19 protein-coding genes are annotated in these 23,599 nt (G+C 72.6%); 3 read left to right on the top strand and 16 right to left on the bottom strand.

The features are described 5' to 3' along the window. Positions 1-78: 78 nt before the first annotated feature. Together B9S57_RS10020 and B9S57_RS10015 are read right to left on the bottom strand one after the other, a co-directional pair. Positions 79-1,263 (bottom strand): glycoside hydrolase family 26 protein, encoded by a 1,185-nt coding sequence (locus tag B9S57_RS10020; RefSeq protein WP_103515178.1) that lies wholly within the window; start codon positions 1,261-1,263, stop codon positions 79-81. Between the two features lie 111 nt (positions 1,264-1,374). After that, positions 1,375-2,664 carry a cytochrome P450 gene (locus B9S57_RS10015; protein ID WP_103515177.1) on the bottom strand — a complete coding sequence of 430 codons (1,290 nt, stop codon included), beginning with the start codon at positions 2,662-2,664 and terminating at the stop codon, positions 1,375-1,377. A gap of 189 nt (positions 2,665-2,853) precedes the next feature. On the opposite strand from B9S57_RS10015, the gene B9S57_RS10010 reads away from it, so the two are divergent. Together B9S57_RS10010 and B9S57_RS10005 are read left to right on the top strand one after the other, a co-directional pair. Next, on the top strand, positions 2,854-3,318 hold the full coding sequence (locus B9S57_RS10010) for a tyrosinase family oxidase copper chaperone (RefSeq protein ID WP_103515176.1): 465 nt from the start codon (positions 2,854-2,856) through the stop codon (positions 3,316-3,318). A 19-nt stretch (positions 3,319-3,337) separates the two neighbouring features. Further along, positions 3,338-4,198, top strand: a complete 861-nt coding sequence (locus B9S57_RS10005) for a tyrosinase family protein (protein WP_103515175.1) — start codon at positions 3,338-3,340, stop codon at positions 4,196-4,198. Between the two features lie 87 nt (positions 4,199-4,285). On the opposite strand, the gene B9S57_RS10000 is transcribed toward B9S57_RS10005, so the two are convergent. From B9S57_RS10000 to B9S57_RS09960, 9 genes are all read right to left on the bottom strand, one after another. Continuing rightward, a complete protein-coding gene (locus B9S57_RS10000) occupies positions 4,286-4,591 on the bottom strand; it encodes a chaplin (protein ID WP_103515174.1) in 306 nt (101 codons plus the stop codon). 110 nt (positions 4,592-4,701) lie between these two features. Beyond that, positions 4,702-5,868, bottom strand: coding sequence for a GNAT family N-acetyltransferase (locus B9S57_RS09995; protein WP_103515173.1), 1,167 nt, complete (start codon positions 5,866-5,868; stop codon positions 4,702-4,704). After that, complete coding sequence (locus B9S57_RS09990) at positions 5,865-6,533, bottom strand: lipopolysaccharide biosynthesis protein (RefSeq protein WP_103515172.1); 669 nt, start codon at positions 6,531-6,533, stop codon at positions 5,865-5,867. Before B9S57_RS09990 ends, B9S57_RS09995 begins: the two co-directional genes overlap by 4 nt. Then, complete coding sequence (locus B9S57_RS09985; protein ID WP_103515171.1) at positions 6,530-7,675, bottom strand: glycosyltransferase; 1,146 nt, start codon at positions 7,673-7,675, stop codon at positions 6,530-6,532. Before B9S57_RS09985 ends, B9S57_RS09990 begins: the two co-directional genes overlap by 4 nt. Beyond that, positions 7,672-8,433, bottom strand: coding sequence for a polysaccharide deacetylase family protein (locus tag B9S57_RS09980; protein ID WP_103515170.1), 762 nt, complete (start codon positions 8,431-8,433; stop codon positions 7,672-7,674). The genes B9S57_RS09985 and B9S57_RS09980 overlap by 4 nt, the downstream gene beginning before the upstream one ends. Beyond that, a complete protein-coding gene (locus B9S57_RS09975) occupies positions 8,423-10,039 on the bottom strand; it encodes a lipid II flippase MurJ (protein ID WP_103515169.1) in 1,617 nt (538 codons plus the stop codon). The genes B9S57_RS09980 and B9S57_RS09975 overlap by 11 nt, the downstream gene beginning before the upstream one ends. Next, positions 10,036-11,385 carry an O-antigen ligase family protein gene (locus B9S57_RS09970; RefSeq protein ID WP_181011303.1) on the bottom strand — a complete coding sequence of 450 codons (1,350 nt, stop codon included), beginning with the start codon at positions 11,383-11,385 and terminating at the stop codon, positions 10,036-10,038. The genes B9S57_RS09975 and B9S57_RS09970 overlap by 4 nt, the downstream gene beginning before the upstream one ends. Positions 11,386-11,400: 15 nt before the next feature. Then, positions 11,401-12,891 (bottom strand): sugar transferase, encoded by a 1,491-nt coding sequence (locus B9S57_RS09965; RefSeq protein ID WP_103515167.1) that lies wholly within the window; start codon positions 12,889-12,891, stop codon positions 11,401-11,403. Next, on the bottom strand, positions 12,888-14,063 hold the full coding sequence (locus tag B9S57_RS09960) for a glycosyltransferase family 4 protein (RefSeq protein WP_103515166.1): 1,176 nt from the start codon (positions 14,061-14,063) through the stop codon (positions 12,888-12,890). The genes B9S57_RS09965 and B9S57_RS09960 overlap by 4 nt, the downstream gene beginning before the upstream one ends. Positions 14,064-14,644: 581 nt before the next feature. Here B9S57_RS09960 and pgm point away from each other — a divergent pair. Next, a complete protein-coding gene (gene pgm, locus B9S57_RS09955; RefSeq protein ID WP_103515165.1) occupies positions 14,645-16,291 on the top strand; it encodes a phosphoglucomutase (alpha-D-glucose-1,6-bisphosphate-dependent) in 1,647 nt (548 codons plus the stop codon). A 100-nt stretch (positions 16,292-16,391) separates the two neighbouring features. Here pgm and rho read toward each other — a convergent pair whose 3' ends face one another. From rho to B9S57_RS09925, 5 genes are all read right to left on the bottom strand, one after another. Next, positions 16,392-17,531, bottom strand: a complete 1,140-nt coding sequence (gene rho / locus B9S57_RS09950) for a transcription termination factor Rho (RefSeq protein ID WP_219818558.1) — start codon at positions 17,529-17,531, stop codon at positions 16,392-16,394. A gap of 254 nt (positions 17,532-17,785) precedes the next feature. Further along, positions 17,786-18,175, bottom strand: coding sequence for a MerR family transcriptional regulator (locus B9S57_RS09945; RefSeq protein ID WP_103515292.1), 390 nt, complete (start codon positions 18,173-18,175; stop codon positions 17,786-17,788). A gap of 322 nt (positions 18,176-18,497) precedes the next feature. Beyond that, positions 18,498-19,487: a methylmalonyl Co-A mutase-associated GTPase MeaB gene (gene meaB / locus B9S57_RS09935; RefSeq protein WP_103515163.1), complete on the bottom strand. Its 990-nt coding sequence runs from the start codon at positions 19,485-19,487 to the stop codon at positions 18,498-18,500. 10 nt (positions 19,488-19,497) lie between these two features. Beyond that, entirely contained in the window at positions 19,498-21,741 is a 2,244-nt protein-coding gene (gene scpA, locus B9S57_RS09930) for a methylmalonyl-CoA mutase (RefSeq protein WP_103515162.1), read from the bottom strand. Continuing rightward, entirely contained in the window at positions 21,741-23,597 is a 1,857-nt protein-coding gene (locus tag B9S57_RS09925) for a methylmalonyl-CoA mutase subunit beta (RefSeq protein ID WP_103515161.1), read from the bottom strand. Before B9S57_RS09925 ends, scpA begins: the two co-directional genes overlap by 1 nt. Positions 23,598-23,599 lie beyond the last annotated feature (2 nt).

Genomic DNA, 23,599 nt, shown 5'->3' with positions numbered 1-23,599 from the left:
CGGCCGGCGCCGTCCCGCGGTCAGGTGAACCACCTCCGCGGGAACGGTGCCGGCGCGGGCGACCCGTCGGGACGGGACTCAGTCGGTCACGCAGAACTCACGGTCGCTCAGCCACTGGCCGAACCATTCGCTCAGCGGAACCGTGATGCACCATCCCGACTCGTTCGTGTCCGGGACGGGCACGGTCGGGGTGGGCTTGTCGGGCTTGGGCGGAGGCGGCGTCCCGCTCGGGTCGGACGGCGCCGGAGCGTCGGGCAGCCCGCTCAGCATCTCGCGGAACACCCGTGAGGACTCGGGGTTCTCCGCGCACTGCCACACTCCGTGCGGGCAGTAGTCCGTGATCGTCTGGTAGAGCGGCTTGTGCCGCTCGATCCACTCCAGCATGCGCCGCATGTACTCGGGGTTGTCACCGTTGCGGAACAGCCCCCACTCCGGGAAGGAGATCGGCTTGCCGTGCTCGGCCGCGAAGTCGACCTGCTTCTGCAGTCCGTACGGCTCGTTCACCTGCTCGTCGAAGGTCCGCGCCGGCGGCTGGTCGTAGGAGTCCATCCCGATGACGTCCACGACGTCGTCGCCCGGATAGCACTCCGTCCAGGGCACCGCGTCCCGTCCCCTGCTGGGCGCGAAGTCGAAGCGGAACTCCTGGCCGGTCACGGACCGCATGGCCGTGACGATGCGCTTCCAGTACGCCTTCCACGCGACCGGGTCGGGACCGCACCGGTGCGTGTACGTCGTCCCGTTCATCTCCCAGCCCAGGACGATCACGGTGTCCGGGACGCCCAGCAGGACCAGGCGCTCGGCCAGTCTGCGGAAGTGCTCGTCGAACTGCCCCGCGGCGCCGGCCCGGAGCAGGCCGCGCACCTCGTAGTCGGGGACGCGCTCCTCGTTCCGCTCCAGCATCGGCGTGTTGAGCACGAACATCCGGTCGTCGGCGGCCTTGCGCCAGGCGGCCCACGAGGCGAGGAAGCCCGGGCGGCCCTCGATGTTCTCCCACAGGTCGCCCGGCAGGTAGCTGTGCCCGACGCGCAGTTCCGTACCGCCGAGCCAGCGCGACAGCTCGCCCATCCGCTGCACACCCGCCGGTCCGTAGTCCAGGTAGGCGCCGATGGCGGTCGACGCGTCCGGCTCCGGCGCCCCCCGGGCGGCGCCCTTGCCGGCCTGTGTGTCCGCGGCGTCGTGGTCGGTGAGGACCGCGCCGCCGACGAGGAGGCAGAAGGCGGTCGCCCCGATGCCGAAATTGATGAGACGGCGCTGTACGGGCACGGCTCCTCCTTGGATTGCGGCCTGTCTCCGACCCTGTCGACCCTAAGGAGAAACATTCAACAATGGGCTGGGGGACTGCCCGTGAATAGACCATTCGCGACACGCCGGGTTTCAGAGCGGGCCGTTCGGGTGACCCGTTTCGAAGGTGAAGGGAAGTGAACCGACCCGGTTGTCGAAATTCGAATCGACCAGCCCCGGTCCGCCCGATGTCCGTACGCCGTCCAGCCGCGTGAGCATCTCCCTGAACAGGGCCTTCATCTCCAGCTTCGCAAGGTGCGCCCCCAGGCAGTGGTGCGGTCCTCCGCCGCCGTATCCGAGGTGCGGATTGGGTGAGCGGGTGATGTCGAAGACATCGGGGTCGCCGAAGACGGATGCGTCCCGGTTCGCGGACGCGTAGAGCAGCACGACCTTTTCCCCGGGCAGAAAGGTGTGCCCGCCCAGCGTGCATTCGGCTGCCACGGTCCGACGGAACTGGATGATCGGCGTCGAATGGCGCACGATCTCGTCGACCGCGCCGTCGGCATGGCGGTCGAAGTCGGATTCCAGCAGCGCCCGCTGCTCCGGATGCGCGCTCAGCAGGACCATCCCGTGGGCGATCGCGTTCCGGGTGGTCTCCACACCGGCGACGAGCAGCAGGGAGAAGAACGCCCCGAGCTGACGCGAGGACAGGGCCTGCCCGCCGACGTCCGCGCGGACGAGTGCGGAGATCACGTCGTCCGCCGGGGCGCGGCGCCGCTCGCGGGCGATGCCCGCCATCTCCAGCTGCATCCGGGCCAGGGAACGCAGACCGCGCCCCGGGACCCGGAGCCGGGCGCGCCCACGCCTCTGCACCCCGACGTACTCGGACGCGTGGTCGATGCGCGCGGCGATGCCGGCGCGATGCCGTGCGGGGATGCCCATCAGGTCGCAGATGACCTCGAACGGCATACGGGAGGGAGCCGCACGCATGAAGTCCCCGGGACCCTCGGCGATCATCTCGTCCACCAGCCGCCGGGCGACGGCGCCGATGTTCTCCTCGGCCGCGGCGAGGAGCCTCGGGGTGAAGGCGCGGGAGATGGTCCTGCGCAGCCCGGCGTGCTCGGCGCCGTCCATGTTGACCATGGAGTTGCCGAAGACCGCCTTGGCCCAGGGAGCGGGTTCGGGGGTGGTGACACCGGGCGCGCTGGCGAAGAGCTGTGGCTGCCGGCTGGCCGCCTTCACGTCCGCGTGGGTCACCAGTGCGTGGAACGGCGTGCGCGGCCCCGTACGGGGGGTGAAGCGGACCGGCGCTCCGAGCTCCCGCAGCCGGGCGAACGCGGACAGCCGTTCGGACCGTGGCAGCCGCCAGAACGCGGGGTCGGCGAGATCGGCCACCGCCGTCCCTCGCACGCGGTCCGTTGACACCTGTGTCGGCGCGTTCATTCACAACCTCCGGGGGTTCGGACCGCCATGCTGGCCCGACGGGCCTCGCCCGGCCGCCGACACGGCCGGGCGGGCCGGAGAATTCCCACGGTCGCCCGATGCCCGGCGGACGAGAACCGTTCGCGCCCCGTCTCGTTGCCCACTCGAACGAGATACCCCGCAGGAGTGACGAGAAGGAGGTACACCACCATGAATCCGACCACCGACACGAGCACGGAACCGGACGGCGCCCACCGCCCGGTCCGCCGCGCGGTGCTGCGCACCGTCTTCACCGCGGCCGTGATCGCCGGCACCGGCGGCGCGCTCGCCCCGGTCCTCCTCGAAGACCCGGCGGCCCCGGGATCCGCCCCGGAACGCGACGCCGTGGGCCCGGAGCGGTTCGCCGAGCTGTACAAGGGCCGCCGGATCCGGGGCACGGCCACGCCCCTCGTGGCGGCCGGGTCCCTGCCCGGCGCCGGCCCCGCCGCCGCGGTGCCCGGGATCGACGTCCGTGTCGACGGGCGGACCCTGCACGTGATGCGGCGCGCCGACGGCAGCTACCTCAGCACGGTCAACCACTACGAGTCGTTCCCGACCCTCCTGGAGACGGCGCGCGCGGCGGTCGACGAACTCGGCACCGCCCAGCTGTCCGCCGTCTCCCCGCACACCATCTGAGACCCGAGGACGAGCACGCATGCACAGCCGCAAGAATCAGCGCGATCTCACGCGCACGGAGAAGAGACGACTGGTCGACGCGATCCTGGAGCTCAAGCGTTCGGGACGGTACGACGACTTCGTCGCTCTGCACCGGGAGTTCTACGTCACCGACGCCGAGAGCAGGCCACGCCCCGCCCACATGACCCCCTCCTTCTTCCCCTGGCACCGCAGATACCTGCTGGAGTTCGAGCAGGCGCTGCAGGCCGTCGACCCCCGCGTGTCGATCCCGTACTGGGACTGGACCCGGGACAGCACGGCGAGCGCCTCGCTCTGGGCGGACGGTTTCCTCGGCGGCAACGGCAGGCCCGGCGACCGGCAGGTCATGACCGGGCCGTTCGCCTACCGGCAGGGGAACTGGCGGATCCGGGGCGGGGTCACCGACGACCCCTTCCTGCGGCGCAACTTCGGCCGGCCCTCCTCTCCCGTGACACTGCCCGGTGCCGCGGAGGTGGAGCGTGCGCTGAAGGACCCCGTCTACGACGCGGCGCCCTGGAACAGCGTCAGCACGACGGGCTTCCGGAACAGGATCGAGGGCTGGGGCATCAGAGGCGGCAGGGGGGTGGCCAACCACAACCGGGTGCACCGCTGGATCGGCGGGTCGATGGCCGGTGCGGCGTCGCCCGACGACCCTGTCTTCTGGCTGCATCACGCGTACATCGACCTGCTCTGGGCGCGCTGGCAGAAGGCACATCCACGCTCCCGCTACCTGCCGGCCCGCGCGCTCCCCGCCGACGACCCGCAGCAGGAGCGGATCTTCCCGTTCGACCGGCCCATGCCGCCCTGGGACGTCCCGCCCTCACAGCTCATGGACCACTCCCGGCTCTACCGGTACGTCTGAGCAGTGCGGCCGTCCCCGGGAGCGGACCGGGCCTCCCCTCCCCGCCAGGAGGCGGGGAGGGGAGGCCCGGAAGGCGCCGCGGGGAGATCAGTGGCCGTAGCCGTACTCACCCTTGTCGTCGTGGCTGTCCTCGTGGACCTCCTCGTGGCTGTCCGACACGTTCGCGCAGGTGTTGCCGAAGGCCGGGTTCAGCAGGGCGATCACGTTCACCGTGTTGCCGCACACGTTGACCGGGACGTGGACGGGCACCTGGACCACGTTGCCCGAAAGGACACCGGGGGAGTGGGCCGCGACGGCCCCCGCACCGGCGTCGGCCGTGGCCATGCCGGCGCCGCCGGCGACCAGGGCACCGGTACCAGCCATGACAGCGGCCACCTTCGAGATACGCGACATCAGTTCTCCTTGAGAAGTTCGGACCCGGCCGCCGAGCTGCGGCCGTTATGCCTGGACAACGCGGGAGTCGACAGACGGTAACGGATCGCCGCAAAAGTCATCATCCTGGCTCAACTCCGGCCGATGAAGGCAAGCCCGGCCGCCGGCAGCTCGCTCAGCCTGCCGCGCCAGTCCCGTGCCCCGGGGAAACGGGACTTCACGCTGTCGGCCGCCCGCTCCCGCACCGCCACCTGCGCCTCGCGCAGCCTCAGCAACGGTTCGAGCGACGAACGGGACAGCAGCAGACGCTGATTGACGACCGGCACCGGACCCCAGCTGTTCTTGTACTGTTCCGAGCCGCGCAGCAGACTCAGCACTCCGCGGTCCAGATTCCCGGCCTCCCGCGCGATCTCACGGAGCAGCAGCGAGGAGACGTCCACCTTCCTCTCCCTGAGCCGGGGGTCGGCGCCGTAGAGGTATCCACCGGTCAACCGCGCCGACCGGTACGACACATCGGCCGCGACCACCTCACCGTCGAGCACGAACTCCCTGACCGAGGCCTCGCCGTCGCGCACCATCCGGCGGGTGGAGCGCACCAGATGGGCGCAGAAGCGGGGCCGCAGGTGCTCCGGATTGACCCCTCTGCCGAGCCACTGGAGTTCGTGAAGCCGCAGCAGGTTGCCGATCGCACCCGGCACCCGGTGGACGGGCGCGGGGCGGCACTCGATGCCCAGCGTGTCGATCCTGCGCAGCTTGGCCCGGGCCCGCTGTGCACGCGAACCGGTCATCCTGCCGATCAGGACGTCGATCGGTTCGGCGGGCAGCTCCATGCAGGTCGAGTCCGTGAGGCTGCTCCGGGCCCCCGGCCACGCCTCGAACAGCAGGTTCGCCGATGCGCCCGGCCGTACCTCACGCAGGTCCACGACCGTGTGCGCGGCCGCCCGGTCCAGGCCGCGCTCCAGTGCGGTGACCGCCGCTTCGGCGTCCTCGCCGTCCACCAGGATGTCGAAGAAGTCGGAGATCGCCCCGCCCATCGGGACGAGCAGCGGCATCGGCCGGTGCACGAGCATCAGCGGCGCCGCACCGATCAGCCGTCCGTCCCGGCGCGCCAGGAGGACCCGGAGGCGGCCGGAGACGCCGTAGGAGAGCCACCACGAGTGCAGCCACGCATGGCTCTGGAACGGTGTGGCGGTGGGGCAGCGACGGTGCAGCGCGTCCCACTCCGCGGCGAGGTCCGCGAAGTCCGCCAGATCACGGCAGAGGGTGACCGCGAGCCGCCCACGACGATCGGTGTTCATCGCACGAGCTCCCGGTCGTCGGCGGAACCGCCCTGGGACGGACCCGGAACCTGCGCCGTGACGTCCCGGCGTGCGGGGCGGGGGCGGACGAGCAGGATCAGCCCGCCGAGAAGCCCGCCCGCGCTCGCGCCTACGGCCGTGCCGAGCGGCGTCGAGGGGGACACGGGATCGACGGGCGGCACGGCGTGGGAGAACTTGATCAGCTTCACCCCGGTCTCCTTCGAGACGTGCCCGCTGCTCACGACCACGGCCTCGGCCACCGCGTTGGCGATGTCCGCCGCACGGTCCCGGTCCGCCGACGTGCCGGTGACCGCGATCATCGGCGAGTCCGGGGAGGTCTCGGAGCGCACGTGGGTGCGCAGTTCACGCACCGGCTCCCCTGCGGCGCCCCTGGCGTAGGTGAGCGTGGCGTCACTGGTGGCCAGCCGGCCGTACGACTGCGCGTACCCCAGCGCCGCGGCCGGATCGATGTCCTTGCCGGCGGTGACCATGGCGTAACTGGTGGCCGCGTACTCGGGCGTGGCGAGCATGCCGTACGAGAATCCGCAGGCGGCTCCGACCAGGACACAGGCGGGCAGGGGCCACCAGGTGGGCCGTACGGATGCGGGGCGCAGCCTGCGGAACCGTCCGGGGACGGCCGGATTCTGCTCGGGCGACTCGGTCATGGGTGTGCTCTCTCGGTCGGGGTGACGGTGGCGGTGTCGACGGCCTGTGCGTAGACGTCCATGAGGCGCCGGCTGCTGAGCCGGATGTCGTAGTGGTCGACGGCGGAAGGGGGCGGCAGCCTGCGCGCCCCGCTGTCCATGCGGTGCCGCAGCGCGGCCGTCAGCTCCGCCGCGGGATCCGCCGTGGCGGAACCGAGACGGGTGGTGCCGGGCACACGGCCCGCGGGAAGGTCCTCGATGGCGGGGCAGGCCGCGTGCACCACGGGCAGTCCCGCGGCCAGGGCCTCGACCACGGCAAGTCCGAAGGACTCCTCGCGCGACGCCGAGACGAACGTGTCGACCGCGCTCAGCACCTCGGGGATGTCCGGAGCGGCCCCCGGGGCACCGCACTCCCCGAGGAAACGGATCCGGCCGGTGACGCCGAGCCGGGCGGCGAGGGCGTGCAGCGCCACGCTCTCGGGCCCGTCCCCGGCCAGGACGAGCCACGCCCCGGGGAGGTCGGCGACGGCGCGGATCAGCAGGTCGAAGCGTTTCCCGGGAACCAGCCTGCCCACGCCTCCCACCACGAACGCCGTGTCGGGCAGGCCGAGCAGCGCCCGGGTGGAGCGCCGTCGCTCCTCGTCGAAGCGGAAGGCGGTCACATCGATGCCGTTGGGCACGGTGTGGATCCGGGCGGCCGGCACACCCCAGGCGCGCAGCCTGCCGGCGACGGTGTCGGAGACGGCGACCGTCGCCGCCCCCAGCCGCTCGGTGCGCAGGTAGAGCTCCCGGGTGCCGCGGGTCAGCGGCCGTCCCTCGATCTCCGCACGCCCCAGGGAGTGTTCCGTCGATACCACCGTGGTCCCGGCCAGGCGTGCCGCGATCCGGCCGTAGACGCAGGCCCGGTAGAGGTGCGTGTGCACGAGGTCGTACGAGCCGCGGCGGATGAGCCGGGCGAGCCTGGGCACGGCGCCCAGGTCCCGGTTGCTCCGCATCCCCAGGTCCCGGACGCGGACGCCGTCGGCGCGCAGCCCCTCCGCCACCGCCCCCGGGTTGGTGAGCGTCACGACGTCGCACCGCACCGGCAGATGACGCAGCAGCAGACGCAGCTGCTGCTCGGCCCCGCCGACACCGAGGCCGGTGATGACGTGGAGCGCCCTCACCCGGCCTCACCCGTCCCGGCGGAGCGGTACCGAAGCCGGTGCCGTACCTCCTTGGCACGCAGGCGCGCACCCCGGTCGGCGTGACTGACGTGCGTGCGCGGGAGGGCGAGCGGTCCCGTCAGCGCGCCGGGGACGAGCGCGCACCCGTAGGCGTATCCGGCGTCCCGGACGGATGCGGCGACCCGCCGGTCGGCCGTCCCGTACGGGTAGCAGAATCCGGACGGTGCCTGGCGGACGATGCGGTGCAGCGCGTCCCGGCTGGCGTGCGTCTCATGGCGCAGTTCGTCGTCGGACAACGCCGTCAGATCCCGGTGGAGCATGCCGTGCGACCCGACCTCCATGCCCGCCGCGGCGACGGTGCGGATGCCCTCCTCGGTCAGCAGCGGTCTGCGCGGGCCGAGCGGATCCCAGGAGTTGGAGCCGCCGGGACGGCCGGGCAGGACGAACACCGTGGCGGTGCAGCCGTGCGCGAGCAGCACCGGGAGCGCCTCGTCGAGGAAGTCGGCGTACCCGTCGTCGAAGGTCAGGCCGACGAGTCCGCGCCGTCCGGCGGCCCGCGCGCGCAGCAGCGCAGCGATCCCCACGCCGGTGAGCCCCCGGCGCCGGAGCCAGGTCAGCTGCTCGTCCAGACGGTCGGCGGAGACGGTGATGCCGTAGGGGTCGTCGGTGGGATCGCTGACCGAGTGGTAGGTCAGGATCCAGGGCCGTGACCGGGGAGGGAAGGTACGGGCACGAGGCGGTGAGGTGTCAGCGGCCATGGGGGAACCTCTGTCGGATGAGTGCCAGCAGATGTACGACTTCGGGTGCTCGGAGCGCGAGCCCGGTGAGGACGAAGGCGACGGGGGCGGTGAGGCAGCCGGCCGCGAGAGCCGCCGACGGTCCCGGCACCAGGTCCGTGACCAGCCGGCAGGCGGTGGCGGCGACCGCCGCCGCGGCGGCCGGACGGGCCAGGGACAGGACGACGGCGCCGGTCCGGACGGCGACCGCCCGTGAGCCCAGCCCCAGAAGCATCAGCAGGGCTGCCGTGCTGATGCCGAGGGCGTTGGCGGCGGCGATGCCGTCGACGCCGAACGGGCCGGTCAGGAACAGACCCGCCACGGTCGTGACCAGGAGCCCGGCACCCATCGCGCCCAGCGGGTACCAGGTGGGCCGGCCGGCCGAGAAGAAGGGCCGGCACAGGGCTCCGACCAGCGTGTGGCCGAGCAGGCCCAGCGCGTACACCCGCATCACACCGGCGGTGGCGGCCGTGTCCGCCGCGTCGAAGGCGCCGCGCTGGAAGAGGACTTCGACGATCGGGTGCGTGCAGCCGAGTACGGCCGCCGCGCCCAGCAGCACCACGGTCCCCGCCAGGGCGAGATCGCGCTCCACCCTCCGCCGGGCGCCCTCACCGTCCCCGGCCGCCATGGCCCGGGCGACGACCGGAAAGGTCACCGTGCAGATCATCATGGACAGCACCATCGGCAGCTGCGCGACCTTCTGCGCGTAGTTGAGGTGCGAGATGGCCCCGTCCGGCAGCGACGAGGCGAGGAACCGCTCGACGAAGACCTGCGACTGACGGCTCACCACGAACAGGACGACCGGCGCGAGGACCGCGGCACCCAGCAGGGCCGAACCGTGCTCCCGGGCCGCCCGCTTCCCGCGCCCCCGGGGCACCAGCCGCAGGAACGTGGGCAGCAGGGTGAGGACCATCAGCAGACTGCCGACCGCGACCCCCGCGGCCGCAGCGCGCACCCCCCAGAGGGAGTGCAGGGCCAGGGTCATGCCGATGATGCCGATGTTGTACGCGATGTAGACGCCGGCCGGTGCGAGGAAGCGGCCGTGGGCCCGCAGCGCCGCGCTGAAGTACCCGGTGATGCCGAAGGTGAGCACCGTGACGGCCGTCAGGCGTGTGCACTCCACCGCGAGCCGCGGATCGTCCAGTCCCGGGGCCAGGACACCGACGGCCCAGGGGGCGCTCCAGACGAGCAGGCCGCCCGCGCAGGCCAGCGCGGCGAACAGCCGCGGAAGGGTATCGGCCACCAGCGCACGCACCGGATCCTGTGCGTGGCCGTCCTCGGCACGCCGGGTGAGCGCCAGGCTGAACGCCGGCACGAGCAGCAGCGCCATACCGTCCTCGATCAGCAGCGTGGCCGCCATCTCCGGGACGGTCCAGGCGATCAGGAAGGCGTCGCTGGCATGGCTGGCGCCGAAGAGCCGGGCGATGGCCTGGTCCCGGACGAGCCCCAGCAGGGCGGCGACCACGGTCAGTCCGGCCGCGCCGCCCGCCGCCCGGACCAGGAAGCGCCCGGGCCGTACGGGAGCGTCGGGCGTTGACGTCCCCGCGGCGGCCTCCTCCACGGCCTGCCCCGTGGCGGTCCCGCTCACGCGGTGTTCGTCCTCTCCGGTCGGGCCAGGGCCCACCACGCGGCGAGGCCGAGGACCACGCCCGTCAGGACGGTGGAGGGGCCGCCGATGTCCGCGTAGAGGAAGTCGACCGTCTGCCAGGTCATCAGCCCGACCGCGGCGAGACCGCAGTCGACGGCCGCTGCGCCCCGTGCCCGTGAGAGCACGAGCCGGCGCACCCCTGCCACCAGGAGCGCCGCCCAGGAGCCCACCAGCACGGTGAACCCGACGAGTCCCTGTTCGCTCAGGACGAGCAGATACATGTTGTGGGGGGAGAGCAGCGGCTGCTTGCGGAACTCCTGCCCGGCGCCCGCCGTGTCGCTGCCGGAGGAGAGCCCGATCGAGGCGTGCCCGTCCCGGTGGGCCGGAAAGCCCTTCAGACCCACGCCCGTGGCGGGCTGCTCGCGCCACATGCCCGCCGCGGCGGCCCACATGGTGTAGCGGTCGTTGACGGAACGGTCGGGCGCGCTGGTCACCTCGGTGATGCTGGTGAGGCGCTGCGAGATCATCTCGGACCCGACGCCGAATCCGCCGACGAGCACGACTCCGGCCGCTCCCAGCACCGCCAGGGCGCGGACGGCCTGCCGGAGCCCGGTCAGCGCGATCACGGCGAGAGCCCCCGCCGCCGTCGCGATCCACGCCCCGCGGCTGAAGGACAGCGTGAGCGGGACGACCAGCAGCGCGGCGGTCACCGGAGCCCAGACCCTCAGACGCCGGGGTGTTCCGGCAGGGGGACGGAACGCGAACGCGGCAGCCGCGATGAGTCCGTAGCCGACGACCGTGGCCATCCCCATCACGTCGCCGGGGCCGAACGTGCCGACGGCGCGGATCTCCTCACCCATGTACGAGGCTCCGGAGCCCGTGAGGTACTGGTGGACGCCGGTCGCTCCCTCGACGACGCCCAGCAGGACGAGCGCGCCCGCGACGGTCCGGAAGTCCTGGGCGTCCCGGACCAGGAGGAGCACGGCTGCCGGCACCAGGACGAAGATCTGCAGATACCGCACGAAACCCGGCAGGGCCGCCATCGGGTCCGCGGCGGTGACCGTGGCCACCGCCAGGCCCACCGCCGGCAGCCCCAGCACGAGCGCGGCCGCGGGGGTGAGCGGACGTCGCCGCAGGAACAGCAGGACGCCCGCGCAGACGAGGACGGCCACTCCCGACAGGAGATCGGCGGCCGGCACCCCGAACAGGGCGCCGGCCCCGCCCTCGTCGCCCGGCACGGCTACGAGCAGGACCGCCGCGATCAGCGGCAGAAGGGGCCACCGGCGGCCCCATCCGGGAGGGGGCGCCTCCTGGCGGGCGGTCGGTACGGCGGGCGCCGCGGTCATGGTGAGGGTCACGGTTCAGCTGCCTCCGAGCCGGAACACCGAGCCGGCCGTGCGCGCCAGCACGCACAGGTCCTGCCACAGCGACCACGTCTCGATGTACCGGTTGTCGAACCTGGCGCGGTCCTCGATCGAGGTGTCCCCCCGCAACCCGTGCACCTGGGCCAGACCGGTGATGCCGACGGGCATCCGGTGCCGCATCCGGTACCCCGGGTGCATCCGGCTGAACTGTTGTACGAAGTAGGGGCGTTCGGGGCGGGGCCCGACCAGGCTCATGTCGCCGCGCACGACGTTCCACAGCTGCGGAAGCTCGTCGAGCGAGGTCCTGCGCAGCAGTTTCCCGGCGCGGCTCATGCGCCCGTCCGCCGACACGTTCCACCGGGTGGCCGACTCGTGCTCGTCGGCCGGGCGCAGGGTCCGGAACTTCAGCAGGACGAACGGACGCCCGGACTCACCGATGCGCTCCTGGCGGAAGATGACGCCCGGTCCGTCACACACACGGACGGCGAGTGCGCAGGCCGCCAGGACCGGGGACGCCGCGACCAGGGCGAGCGCGGCCAGGACGGCGTCCATGCCCCGCTTCACCCGGTGGGCCACCGGCCGGGCCGGGCCGGCGTGCAGCGCGTAGGCCGCGAAACCCCACACATGGTCCGGCCGGGGCACGGTCCGGCACCGTGCGACGGTGCCCTGGTCGGTGATCAGCCACACACGGCACCCGTGCCGTGCGAAAAGGGCGAAGAGTTCCTCCCCGTCGGACACGTGCTCGGGCGGGACCGTGAAGACGGCGTGCCGCACGCAGTTCTGCACCACCGCACGGCCCGCGTCCTGCGCCGACGCGAGGACGGGCAGGGGCGCTTCGCCGGCCGGCGGGTCCACGCCCTCGTCCGGATCGGCGCCGGCGCCCACGATCCTGCCGACCGGACGCATCCCGTACCGCGGGTGATCCTGGAGAACGGCGACCACCCGGTCGGCCAGCGGGCCGTCGCCGACCACCAGGGTGGACTGCGGATGGCGTGCCGCCGACCACAGCCGCGCCCGGTGGACGAGGGCCCGCGCTCCGCAACTCGCGAGGATCTGGACGCCCGCCGCGCAGCCGAGCGCCACCCAGCCTGCGGTGAGGCGCGGGTCGTGTACGGAGACCGCCTCGGCGACGACGTACCACTGCACCGCCGCCAGTCCGGCCATCGCGGGCAGCTCCGCCAGGGCGGAGGGGGACAGCCCGCTGCGGTAGAGGCCCCGGTAGGTGTGGAGGAGCAACTGGACGGCGGCCTGCAGCAGGACGACGACCGGCGGCCAGGATCCGGGCGCGACCAGCGCCACGGCCAGGCCGAGCGCGAGCGCGTCGCAGACCATGAGCGCCGCCGGGGCACGTCGGCGCGCGACTTCCCCGGAAGCCCGTGGTGCCGGGGAGTCCTCCTGGCCGCTGCGCGGTGGCCGGATCGCGGAAGCCGCACGCCGTACGGCAGTTGCCTGGGCGGCTCGGGGGGCAGGTGCACTCTCCGTCGTCATCGCTCGGTGCGCTTCCTCGTCATGGGGCGGGACTGGCCGACAAGTTCCTGGTAGAGGCGCAGGACCGCTCCGGCGGTCCTCGTCACGTCGAAGACCGACCGGGTGCGGCTCTGCGCCGTGCGGCCGAGCTCCGCCCGCAGCGCCGGGTCGCCCAGCAGCGCGGTCAGCGCGGCCGCCAGGGCCGCGGGGTCCTCGGGCGGCACGAGGCAGTGGGGCAGGTGTCCGGGTGGCAGGCTCTCCCTGGCCCCGTCCACGTCGGTCAGCAGCACGGGGGTGCCGCAGGCCATGGCTTCGAGGGGGGCCAGCGCCATCCCCTCCCAGCGCGAGGGGAGAACCAGCAGGTCCGCGGCGTGGATCCAGGGCCGCACGTCCGTGCTGGGGCCGGTGAACAGCACGCCGGGAGGTGCCGCGCGCCGCAGTTCGTCCCCGTAGGGCCCGTCGCCGACCAGGACCAGCCGGGCGTCGCCGACATCCGCCGACCGCCAGGCCCGCAACAGCACGTCCTGGCCCTTCTGCCGGCTCAGACGGCCGACACACACGACGAGCGGCGCATCGGCCGGGATCCCGCCGGGCAGCGGGAGCGAGGCCCGGGCCGACGCCGCGGCGTCCCCGCCGGGGGGCCGGAAGCGGCCGAGGTCGATGCCGTTGTGGATCACCGACCAGCGTGCCGTGATGCCCGCGCGCTGCCCGGTCCGGCGTTCCGACTCACTGACGCAGAGGATGCGGTCGCTCCACCGCGCCCCGAACCGCTCCCACGCCGCGGCCAGCCCCGCCGCCCTGCCTTCCATGGCCTCGAACGACCAGGCGTGCGGCTGGAACACCGTCGGAACCGCACCGCGCACGGCCAGCCGCCCGGCGAGTCCCGCCTTGGCGCTGTGGGCGTGGATCACGTCGGGAGCGCAGGCCCGGACGAGGCGGCCCGCGGTGAAGACCTCGCGGCCCAGCCTCGGGCCGGGCGCGCGGTCCGCCGGCCAGGCGCACACCCGGGCTCCGGCCGTTGCTGCCCCGGCCGCCAGTGGTCCGTCCGGAGGGCAGGCCACGACGGGCCGCAGCCCTGCGCGGACCTGCGCCGCGACGAGGTCGGTGACGACCCGCGCGACTCCTCCCTCCACCGGCTGGACCAGGTGAAGGACGGTCAGACGACTTTCATCGGTGCAACTCTTCTGCAGCACGCACGGCTCTCTTTCGCAAGCCTTGAAGAGCCGGTTCGGAAATACACCGGCGGCAAGGAATAGGGCGGCGGAGATCAGTAGGTAAAACCGAAATGCACTGTGGCAGACCGTGCCTGGGAATACACGCAGGACTCGCGTTCGTGTCCTCATGGATTGCCCGCGGCCGGGCCTCCGACCACCGGATACCCGTGTCCTGCGGCGTGTCAGGCAGGCGTGGACGGCTTTCTCCGCAGCCGTGCCGCATGATGGCCGGTGCCCCACGGCCCGCCCGTATCCCAGGGCCCCGGATGCCCCCGGCAGTAATGTGCCGTATTTGACGTCCAGCTGCGCTCAGGAATTCCTGCCGCAGCCTTTCCGCCGTTCGGGTGCGGTATTTCCCGGCCCGCCCGCCACTCGGTGTGCTTTCCCTGCGGACCGGCCCGTCACGCGTCATCGGCCCCGAGGTCCGCCGTGTTCCGGATGTGCCGTCGGCCCGGGCCCTGTACCCGGGAGCGCCACCGAGGAGGCAGTATCGGGTACGACTCGTGATGATCGTCCGACGGTGGCGGTCCGCGAGCGGCCGATGAGGACGAGGAGATCCGATGGTTCACGAACGGGCCGGTCAGCCGGCGCAGCCCGGAGACCTGGTGGACGTGGCACGGCTGGTGACGGCCTATTACACGGTGCACCCCGACCCGGCCGAGCCCGGCCAGCGTGTGGCGTTCGGAACCTCGGGCCACCGCGGATCGGCGCTCGCGGCCGCCTTCAACGATGACCACATCGCCGCCACCACCCAGGCCATCTGCGACTACCGCGCCCGGCAGGGCACCGACGGGCCGCTGTTCCTGGGTGCCGACACCCATGCGCTCTCCGAGCCCGCCCGGATCACGGCCGTCGAGGTCCTGGCGGCCAACGGCGCCACCGTGCTGATCGACAGCGAGGACGGATACACCCCGACCCCGGCCGTCTCGCACGCGATTCTCACCTACAACCGGGACCGCACGGCCGGCCTCGCCGACGGCATCGTCGTCACCCCGTCGCACAATCCGCCCGCCGACGGCGGGTTCAAGTACAACCCGCCGCACGGAGGCCCGGCCGGCTCCGACGCCACCTCCTGGATCCAGGACCGGGCCAACGCCCTGATCGAGGGCGGCCTGAAGGATGTCCGGAGGATTCCCTGGGCCCGGGCGCTCGCCGCCGACAGCACCGGCCGGCACGACTTCCTGACCGGCTACGTCGACGACCTCCCGGCCGTCCTCGACCTCGACGCCGTACGCGATGCCGGGATCCGGATCGGCGCGGACCCCCTCGGCGGCGCCTCGGTCGGGTACTGGGGCCGGATCGCCGAGCGCCACCGGCTCGACCTCACCGTGGTCAATCCGCTTGCCGACCCCACCTGGCGGTTCATGACGCTGGACTGGGACGGGAAGATCCGGATGGACTGCTCCTCGCCGTACGCCATGGCCTCCCTGATCGAGCAGCGCGACGCGTACACCATCGCCACCGGCAACGACGCCGACGCCGACCGGCACGGCATCGTCACGCCCGACGGCGGACTCATGAACCCCAACCACTACCTGGCCGTGGCGATCCGCTATCTCTACTCCCACCGGGAGGGCTGGCCGGGCGGTACGGGCATCGGGAAGACCCTGGTCTCCTCCTCCATGATCGACCGGGTCGCCGAGGACCTCGGCCGCCGGCTGGTCGAGGTCCCCGTGGGCTTCAAGTGGTTCGTCGACGGCCTGTTCGGCGGGACCCTCGGCTTCGGCGGCGAGGAGTCAGCCGGAGCGTCCTTCCTGCGCCGTGACGGCCGGGTGTGGACCACGGACAAGGACGGCATCCTGCTCGCCCTGCTGGCCTCGGAGATCACCGCCGTCACTGGCTCCACCCCCTCCCAGCACTACGGCGAACTCACCGCCCGGTTCGGCGATCCGGCCTACGTCCGGATCGACGCCCCCGCGACCCGGGAGCAGAAGGCGGTGCTGGGCAGGCTCTCTCCGGAACAGGTCACCGCGGACACGCTGGCCGGGGAACCGATCACCGCCGTACTCACCGAGGCGCCGGGCAACGGCGCCGCGATCGGAGGGCTCAAGGTCTGCACCGACAGCGCGTGGTTCGCCGCCCGGCCGTCCGGCACGGAAGACGTCTACAAGGTGTACGCGGAGAGCTTCCAGGGCGCCGGACACCTGGCCAGGGTCCAGGACGAGGCCCGGTCCCTGGTCTCCGACGCGCTGGGCGCCACGGGCTGAGCAGGGCGGGCGGGGCCGGCTCCCCCGGCCCGCCCGTCCCCGGCCGGCAGCGCGGAGCCGGGCCGACGCGGCCGGCGCGGCGTGAGGGCGCGGCGGGGGGTCACGCGACGGGCACGGTGTGGTGGACCTGCTGGATGAAGGCGCCGTTGTCGGGGGTCCTGCGAATCCGGTCGAGCAGCGCTTCGAGCCCGGCCTGCCCGTCCCTCGACCGCAGGGCGCGCCTCAGTCCGCGTACGGCGGCCAGTTCCGCGGCGGGCTGCAGGAGTTCCTCGCGGCGGGTGCCGGAGGGGGTGATGTCGACGGCGGGGAACACCCGGCGGTCCGCCAGTGCCCGGTCGAGGCGCAGCTCCATGTTGCCGGTGCCCTTGAGCTCCTCGAAGAAGTAGTCGTCGGCGCGCGAGCCGGTGTCCACCAGCACGGTCGCCAGGATGGTCAGCGAACCGCCCTCCTCGGCAAGCCGGGCGGCCCCGAAGAGCTTCTTCGGGCCGGTGAGCGCCGCCGCGTCCACGCCTCCGCTGAGCGTCCGTCCGCCCGCACCGGCGCTGTTGTTGTGGGCGCGGCACAGCCGGGTCAGGGAGTCGAGGAGGACCACGACGTCCCGGCCCTGTTCGACCAGTCGCCTGGCGCGTTCCAGGGCGAGTTCCGCGAGTGCGATGTGCTCCTTGGCGGGCCGGTCGAAGGTGGACGAGTACACCTCGCCCCGCACGGAGCGGCGCATGTCGGTGACCTCCTCGGGGCGTTCGTCCAGGAGGACCACCATCAGGTGGCACTCGGGATGGTTGACGGCGACCGCCGCGGCGATCTGCTGCAGCAGCACGGTCTTGCCGGTCTTCGGGGGCGCGACGATCAGCCCTCGCTGGCCCTTGCCCACGGGGGAGACGAGATCGATGATGCGCGGGGCCGGCCCGCCGTTCGGTGTCTCCAGGCGGAGCCGCTCCCTGGGGTGCAGCGGAGTCAGGTCACGGAAGTGCGGACGGCCCCGGAGCTCGTGCGCCGGTCGGCCGTTGACCGACTCGACGAGGGAGAGCGCGCGAGGCCGCTCGCAGCTCCCTTCGACGACGTCGCCCCTGCGCAGGCCGTGACGGCGGATCAGTGCGGGCGACACCTGGATGTCCCGGGCGGAAGGGTGGCCGCCGTCGGTGCGCAGGACGCCGTGCCCGTTGTTCGTGGTGTCGAGGACACCCGCGGTGCGGAATGGCCGGTTCTGCTGGGTCACGGGGTGGTCGAGTGTGCTGGTCATGGTGGGTCCTTTCGCGGACATGGCACAGGAGAGGTCCGGCGAAGGCAAGGCGGTGGAATCACGCCTCGTACGACGGGCGGAAAAGGCCCGGACCGGACGGAAGAGGTGGTGCGAGAAGCTGGATCGCCAGCCGTCGAAGGGACGGGAGCGACAGCGGAGGAGAAGCACCGGCGCCCGATACGGGCGTTCGCGAATGCTGATCGGACCGTACCATGCAAGCTGGCGGAGGGGAAGGGGCCGGGCAGGGCCGGGATTCAGCCCTCGACGGCGGTGAGCGCCTGCCGGGCGACCACGGGCGGTGCCGCCGCGATGACGCCGTCGAGAGCGCCGCGCGACCTCTCCAGGTCGGTGATCGACCGGGTGATCCGCTCGCGCTCACGGTGGAGGTCGGCCAGCAGGTCCGGGCAGGCGGGGATCAGCCGCTCACCGGTCTCGCGCAGGCACGGGAGGATCGTGACGATGGCGGACGTGTTGAGCCCCGCGGCCAGGAGCCCGCGGATGCGCCGGACGGCACCGACGACCTCCTCCCGGTACTCCCGGTACCCGCTGAGGCGACGCTCCGGGGCGAGGAGGCCCTGCTCCTCGCAGGAGCGCAGAAGACGCTCGTGGACGCCCGTCCGTCGTGACAGCTCGCCGATCCGCATGCCGTTCGCGGTGATGCTGAAGCCCACCGCCGTCGCGGCGGTTCTGGTGCTGGGACTGCTCGCCACCGCCACCGTCGCGCCGCTGCAGGGACTGATCCTGCGTCACGCGGGTGATGCGCCGACTCTGGCCGTCTCCGCCAACGTCGGCGACTTCAACCTGGGCGCCGCCGCCGGCGGCCCGCGGTGGACCGGCACGGCCGGAGCCGTGCTGAGCCCGGCGGGGCTGGCGCTGACCTTCCTGCTCCTGCCCCGCCGGCCCGCCCCCACCGAAGGCGACGTCATCGCGACCGGAGGCGAGGCCCGGCCGTCGTGTGAGCCGCCCTCAGCCGGTCCCGCGGAACGCCCGGAGGATCTCTTCGGCGGCCAGGGTCGCCGTCAACCCGCCCTCGCGGACGCGCTGTTCGAGCTCCGGGGCGAGCGTGCGCACCGCCGGATGGTTACGCAGACCGTCGAGCAGTTCGTCACGGACCATGGTCCAGGTCCATTCCACCTGCTGCTCTCGGCGCTTGGCCGACAGCCGCCCGGTGGAGTCCAGGAGCGTCCGGTGCTGCTCCAGCCGCTCCCACAGCGTGTCCAGACCGGTCGACTCCCTGGCGCTGCACGTCAGCACCGGAGGAGTCCAGGCGGCGTCCACCGGGTGCATCAGCCGGAGCGCTCCCGCCAGTTCGCGTGCCGCGGAGCGGGCGTCGCGTTCGTGGGGGCCGTCGGCCTTGTTGACGGCGATCACGTCGGCCAGTTCCAGGACACCCTTCTTGATGCCCTGGAGCTGGTCACCGGTCCGGGCCAGCGTGAGCAGCAGGAAGGTGTCGACCATGCCGGCGACCGCAGTCTCCGACTGCCCGACCCCGACCGTCTCCACCAGCACCACGTCGTAGCCCGCCGCCTCCATCACCACGACGGACTCCCGGGTCGCCTTGGCCACCCCGCCCAGGGTCCCCGCCGTGGGGGAGGGGCGTACAAAGGCCCGCGCGTCCACAGCCAGGCGTTCCATCCGGGTCTTGTCACCCAGGATCGACCCGCCCGTACGGCTGGACGAGGGATCCACGGCCAGCACCGCGACCCGGTACCCCAGGCCCGTCAGCAGCGTGCCGAGCGCGTCGATGAACGTGGACTTCCCCACGCCCGGCACCCCGCTGATCCCGATACGCCTGGCCCGCCCCGCATGCGGCAGCAACTCGCCGAGCAACCGCTGGGCGAGCACCCGGTGGTCGGGCCGGACCGATTCCACGAGAGTGATCGCGCGCGCGACGAACGCCCGCTTCCCGTCGAGCACACCCTTGACGTAGGCGTCGATGTCGATGTTCACGGCCACCGTCGGACGCTCACAGCTCGTGGCCGAGGAGGACAGCGAGCCGCGTGACCAGGTCGTGGGCGGCGTCCGGGATGACCGTGCCGGGCGGGAACACCGCCGCGGCGCCGGCCTCGTGCAGCGCGTCGACGTCGTGCGGCGGGATGACCCCGCCCACCACGATCATGATGTCCTCCCGGCCCTCGGCGGCCAGCTCCTCGCGCAGCGCGGGAACGAGCGTGAGGTGCCCGGCGGCGAGCGACGACACACCCACGACGTGGACGTCCGCCTCGACCGCCTGCCGGGCGACCTCGCCCGGGGTCTGGAACAGCGGGCCGACGTCGACGTCGAAGCCGAGGTCGGCGAAGGCGGTGGCGATCACTTTCTGGCCCCGGTCGTGGCCGTCCTGGCCCATCTTGGCTACGAGGATGCGCGGACGCCGCCCCTCGGCCCCCTCGAAGGCGTCGACGAGTGCGCGGGTGCGGTCCACGGACGGTGACTCCCCTGCCTCTTTGCGGTACACCCCGGAGATCGTACGGATCTGGCCCGCATGCCTGCCGTACACCTTCTCCAGAGCATCCGAGATCTCCCCTACCGTGGCCATCGCCCGGGCCGCGTCGACGGCCAGCGCCAGCAGGTTGCCCTCGAGCCCCGGGCCCGGGTCCCGTTCCGCGGCCCTGGTCAGGGCGCGCAGCGCGTCCCGGCAGACGGTCTCGTCGCGCTCCTCGCGCAGCCGGCGCAGCTTCTCGATCTGCTGGGTGCGTACCGAGGAGTTGTCGACCTTGAGGACGTCGATCTTCTCGTCGGTCTCGACCCGGTACTTGTTGACGCCGATGACGGGCTGGCGTCCTGCGTCGATCCGGGCCTGGGTGCGGGCGGCGGCCTCCTCGATGCGGAGCTTGGGGATGCCGGCGTCGATGGCCTTGGCCATGCCGCCCGCCGCTTCGACCTCCTCGATGTGCTGCCAGGCCCGCTGCGCCAGGTCGTGCGTCAGCTTCTCGACGTACGCGCTGCCGCCCCAGGGGTCGATCACGCGCGTCGTGCCGGACTCCTGCTGGAGCAGCAGCTGGGTGTTGCGGGCGATCCGTGCCGAGAAGTCGGTCGGCAGGGCGAGCGCCTCGTCGAGGGCGTTGGTGTGCAGCGACTGGGTGTGCCCCTGGGTGGCGGCCATCGCCTCGACGCAGGTGCGCGTCACGTTGTTGAACACGTCCTGCGCGGTCAGGGACCAGCCCGAGGTCTGCGAATGGGTGCGCAGGGAGAGTGACTTGGAGTTCTTCGGGCCGAACTCCCGGACCAGCTTCGCCCACAGCAGCCGGCCGGCACGCAGCTTCGCGATCTCCATGAAGAAGTTCATGCCGATCGCCCAGAAGAACGAGAGCCGCGGGGCGAACGCGTCGACGTCCAGGCCCGCCGCCTGCCCCGCCCGCAGGTACTCCACGCCGTCGGCCAGGGTGTAGGCCAGCTCCAGATCGGCCGTGGCACCGGCCTCCTGGATGTGGTAGCCGGAGATGGAGATGGAGTTGTAGCGCGGCATCTTCTGCGAGGTGAACGCGAAGATGTCCGAGATGATCCGCATCGAGGGGCCGGGCGGATAGATGTAGGTGTTGCGGACCATGAACTCCTTGAGGATGTCGTTCTGGATGGTCCCCGCCAGCTTCTCCGGCGGCACGCCCTGTTCCTCGGCAGCCACGATGTACAGCGCGAGCACCGGCAGCACCGCGCCGTTCATCGTCATCGACACCGACATCCGGTCCAGCGGGATGCCGTCGAAGAGCTGGCGCATGTCGTAGATCGAGTCGATCGCCACGCCCGCCATGCCGACGTCACCGGTCACCCGGGGGTGGTCGCTGTCGTAGCCGCGGTGGGTGGGCAGGTCGAAGGCGATGGACAGGCCCTTCTGGCCGGCCGCGAGGTTGCGCCGGTAGAAGGCGTTGGACTCCTCGGCCGTGGAGAATCCGGCGTACTGACGAATCGTCCAGGGCTGGTTCACGTACATCGTCGGGTACGGGCCGCGCAGATACGGCGCGATACCCGGGTAGGTGCCGAGGGAGTCCAGCCCCTCCAGGTCACGCCCGGTGTACAGCGGTTTGACGTCGATGCCCTCCGGGGTCTCCCAGAGCAGCTCCTCCTCGGAACGGCCCGACTCCTTCACCGCGGCGCGCCAGCGGTCCTCGGAGACCTCGGCGGCCGTGTCCCCGGTCAGGGCGATGCCGGAGAAGTCCGGCACCGGTGTCTGCGCGGAGGTCTCGGGGGACCCGGTGTTCTCGTGGCTCTGCATCACGCCACTCCCATGCGGTCGAGTTCGGAGGAGAGGACGGCGACCACGTCGCAGCCGGCGAACACGTGGACGTCGGCGTCGGGGTACTCGCCCGGCCGTCCCGCGAGGACGATCCGGTCCGCGCCCGCTGCCCTCAGAGCCGCTGCGACGGCGTCGGCCTGCTCGGCGTAGAGGGCCTCCGTCGAGCAGAGGCAGGCGATAGACGCCCCACTGGCCGTGAACGCCGCGGCAGCGGTCGACGCGTCGACCGACACCGGGTCCTGGACGGGCTCGATGCCGCCGGACAGGAAGAGGTTCGCCGCGAAGGAGACCCGCGCGGTGTGCACCGCGGCCGGACCCAGCGCGGCGAGGAAGACCTTGGGGCGGCTTCCCGTGGAAGCCAGATACGCATCCGACCTGGCCCGCAGCGCCTCGAACGCCTCGTCGCGCCGGACCCGGGGCAGCCCGCCACCCGCCGGGGCGGCGAACACCGGCTCGCGGTCCACCGGCCGCTCGGCCACGTCCGGGAACTCGCTCACCCCGGTCACCGGCTCCTTGCGCCGCGCCAGGTTCTTGCTCCGGACCGCCCAGGTGGCCGCGAGCCTCTCCCGGACCATGCCGGAGCCCAGAGCCTCGGCCTGGCCGCCCGCCCGTTCGATCTCCTGGAAGAACGACCAGGCGGCAGCTGCGAGTTCCCCGGTCAGCCGCTCGACGTACCAGGAGCCGCCCGCCGGGTCCGTCACCCGGGCCAGATGGGACTCCTCGATCAGGATCGTCGAGGTGTTGCGGGCGATCCGCCGGGCGAAGGCGTCCGGCAGACCCAGCGCGTGATCGAACGGCAGCACCGTGACGGACTCGGCTCCGCCGACGCCCGCGCCCAGGCAGGCAAGGGTCGTGCGCAGCATGTTCACCCACGGGTCGCGCCGCGTCATCATCACCGACGAGGTCACGGCGTGCTGCCGCTGCGCACCCGCGTCAGGGGCACCGCAGACCTCGGCGACCCGGCCCCACAGGAGGCGCGCGGCCCGCAGCTTCGCGATCGTCAGGAACTGATCGGCCGTCGCGGCGTAGCGGAACTCCAGCTGTGCGCAGGCCTCCTCGACGGAGAGCCCCGCGCCCGTCAGCGCCCTGAGGTAGGCGACACCCGTGGCCAGCGAGAGCCCCAGCTCCTCCGCGGCGGAGCCACCCGCCTCGTGGTACGGCAGCGCGTCCACGGCCAGAGCGCGCAGCTCCGGGTAGGCGCGGGAGCACAGCCGCGCCCAGTGGACGGCGTCGTCGAGCCCGGGGTCCGTCCCCGTGCGCGCGGCCTGCCCGAGCGGATCCACCCCGAGGGTGCCGCGCGCGGCCTCCTTCGCCACACCCCTGGACTCGTAGAGCCCGAGCAACTCCCGTACGGCGGGGCCGGGATCGGCGCCGGCGTCGAGCGCCACGGGCGCCAGGTCGAGAAGGACTCCCTCCAGCGCACGGGCGAGGCCGGAGACCGGAACCCCTCCGGGCCCGCCGACGGACAGCCACAGCGAGGTGACTCCGTTCTCCAGGTCGCCGAGCAGGGCCTCGTTCAGGCGTACGGGATCGGCCAGCGCGTGGCGCTGGCGCACGTCCCAGCCGCCCGCGGTGTTCCCCGTGGCCCTGCTGCCCCGGGTGAAGGGCGCGAAGCCGGGCAGGCCGGGGTCCGCCGACACGTCGGCGGAGGTGTACAGAGGACGGGCGGTGAGCCCGTCCCCGAGTGCGGTGGACAGCGCTTCCTCGGCGGCCGGTCCCGTCACTTCCTTGCCCGACCTGCGCAGTACGCCTTCGACAAGGCTCTGCCACTGATCGTGGGAAGGGGCGGGGAACGCGGCGGCCGGAGAGAGCCCGTCAGCAGGCAGGACCGTCATGC

The organism is Streptomyces sp. SM10, from assembly GCF_002910915.1.
Taxonomy (GTDB): Bacteria; Actinomycetota; Actinomycetes; order Streptomycetales; family Streptomycetaceae; genus Streptomyces.
The sequence above is the reverse complement of the archived record's forward strand: the minus strand, read 5'-3'. Positions and strand labels throughout refer to the sequence as shown.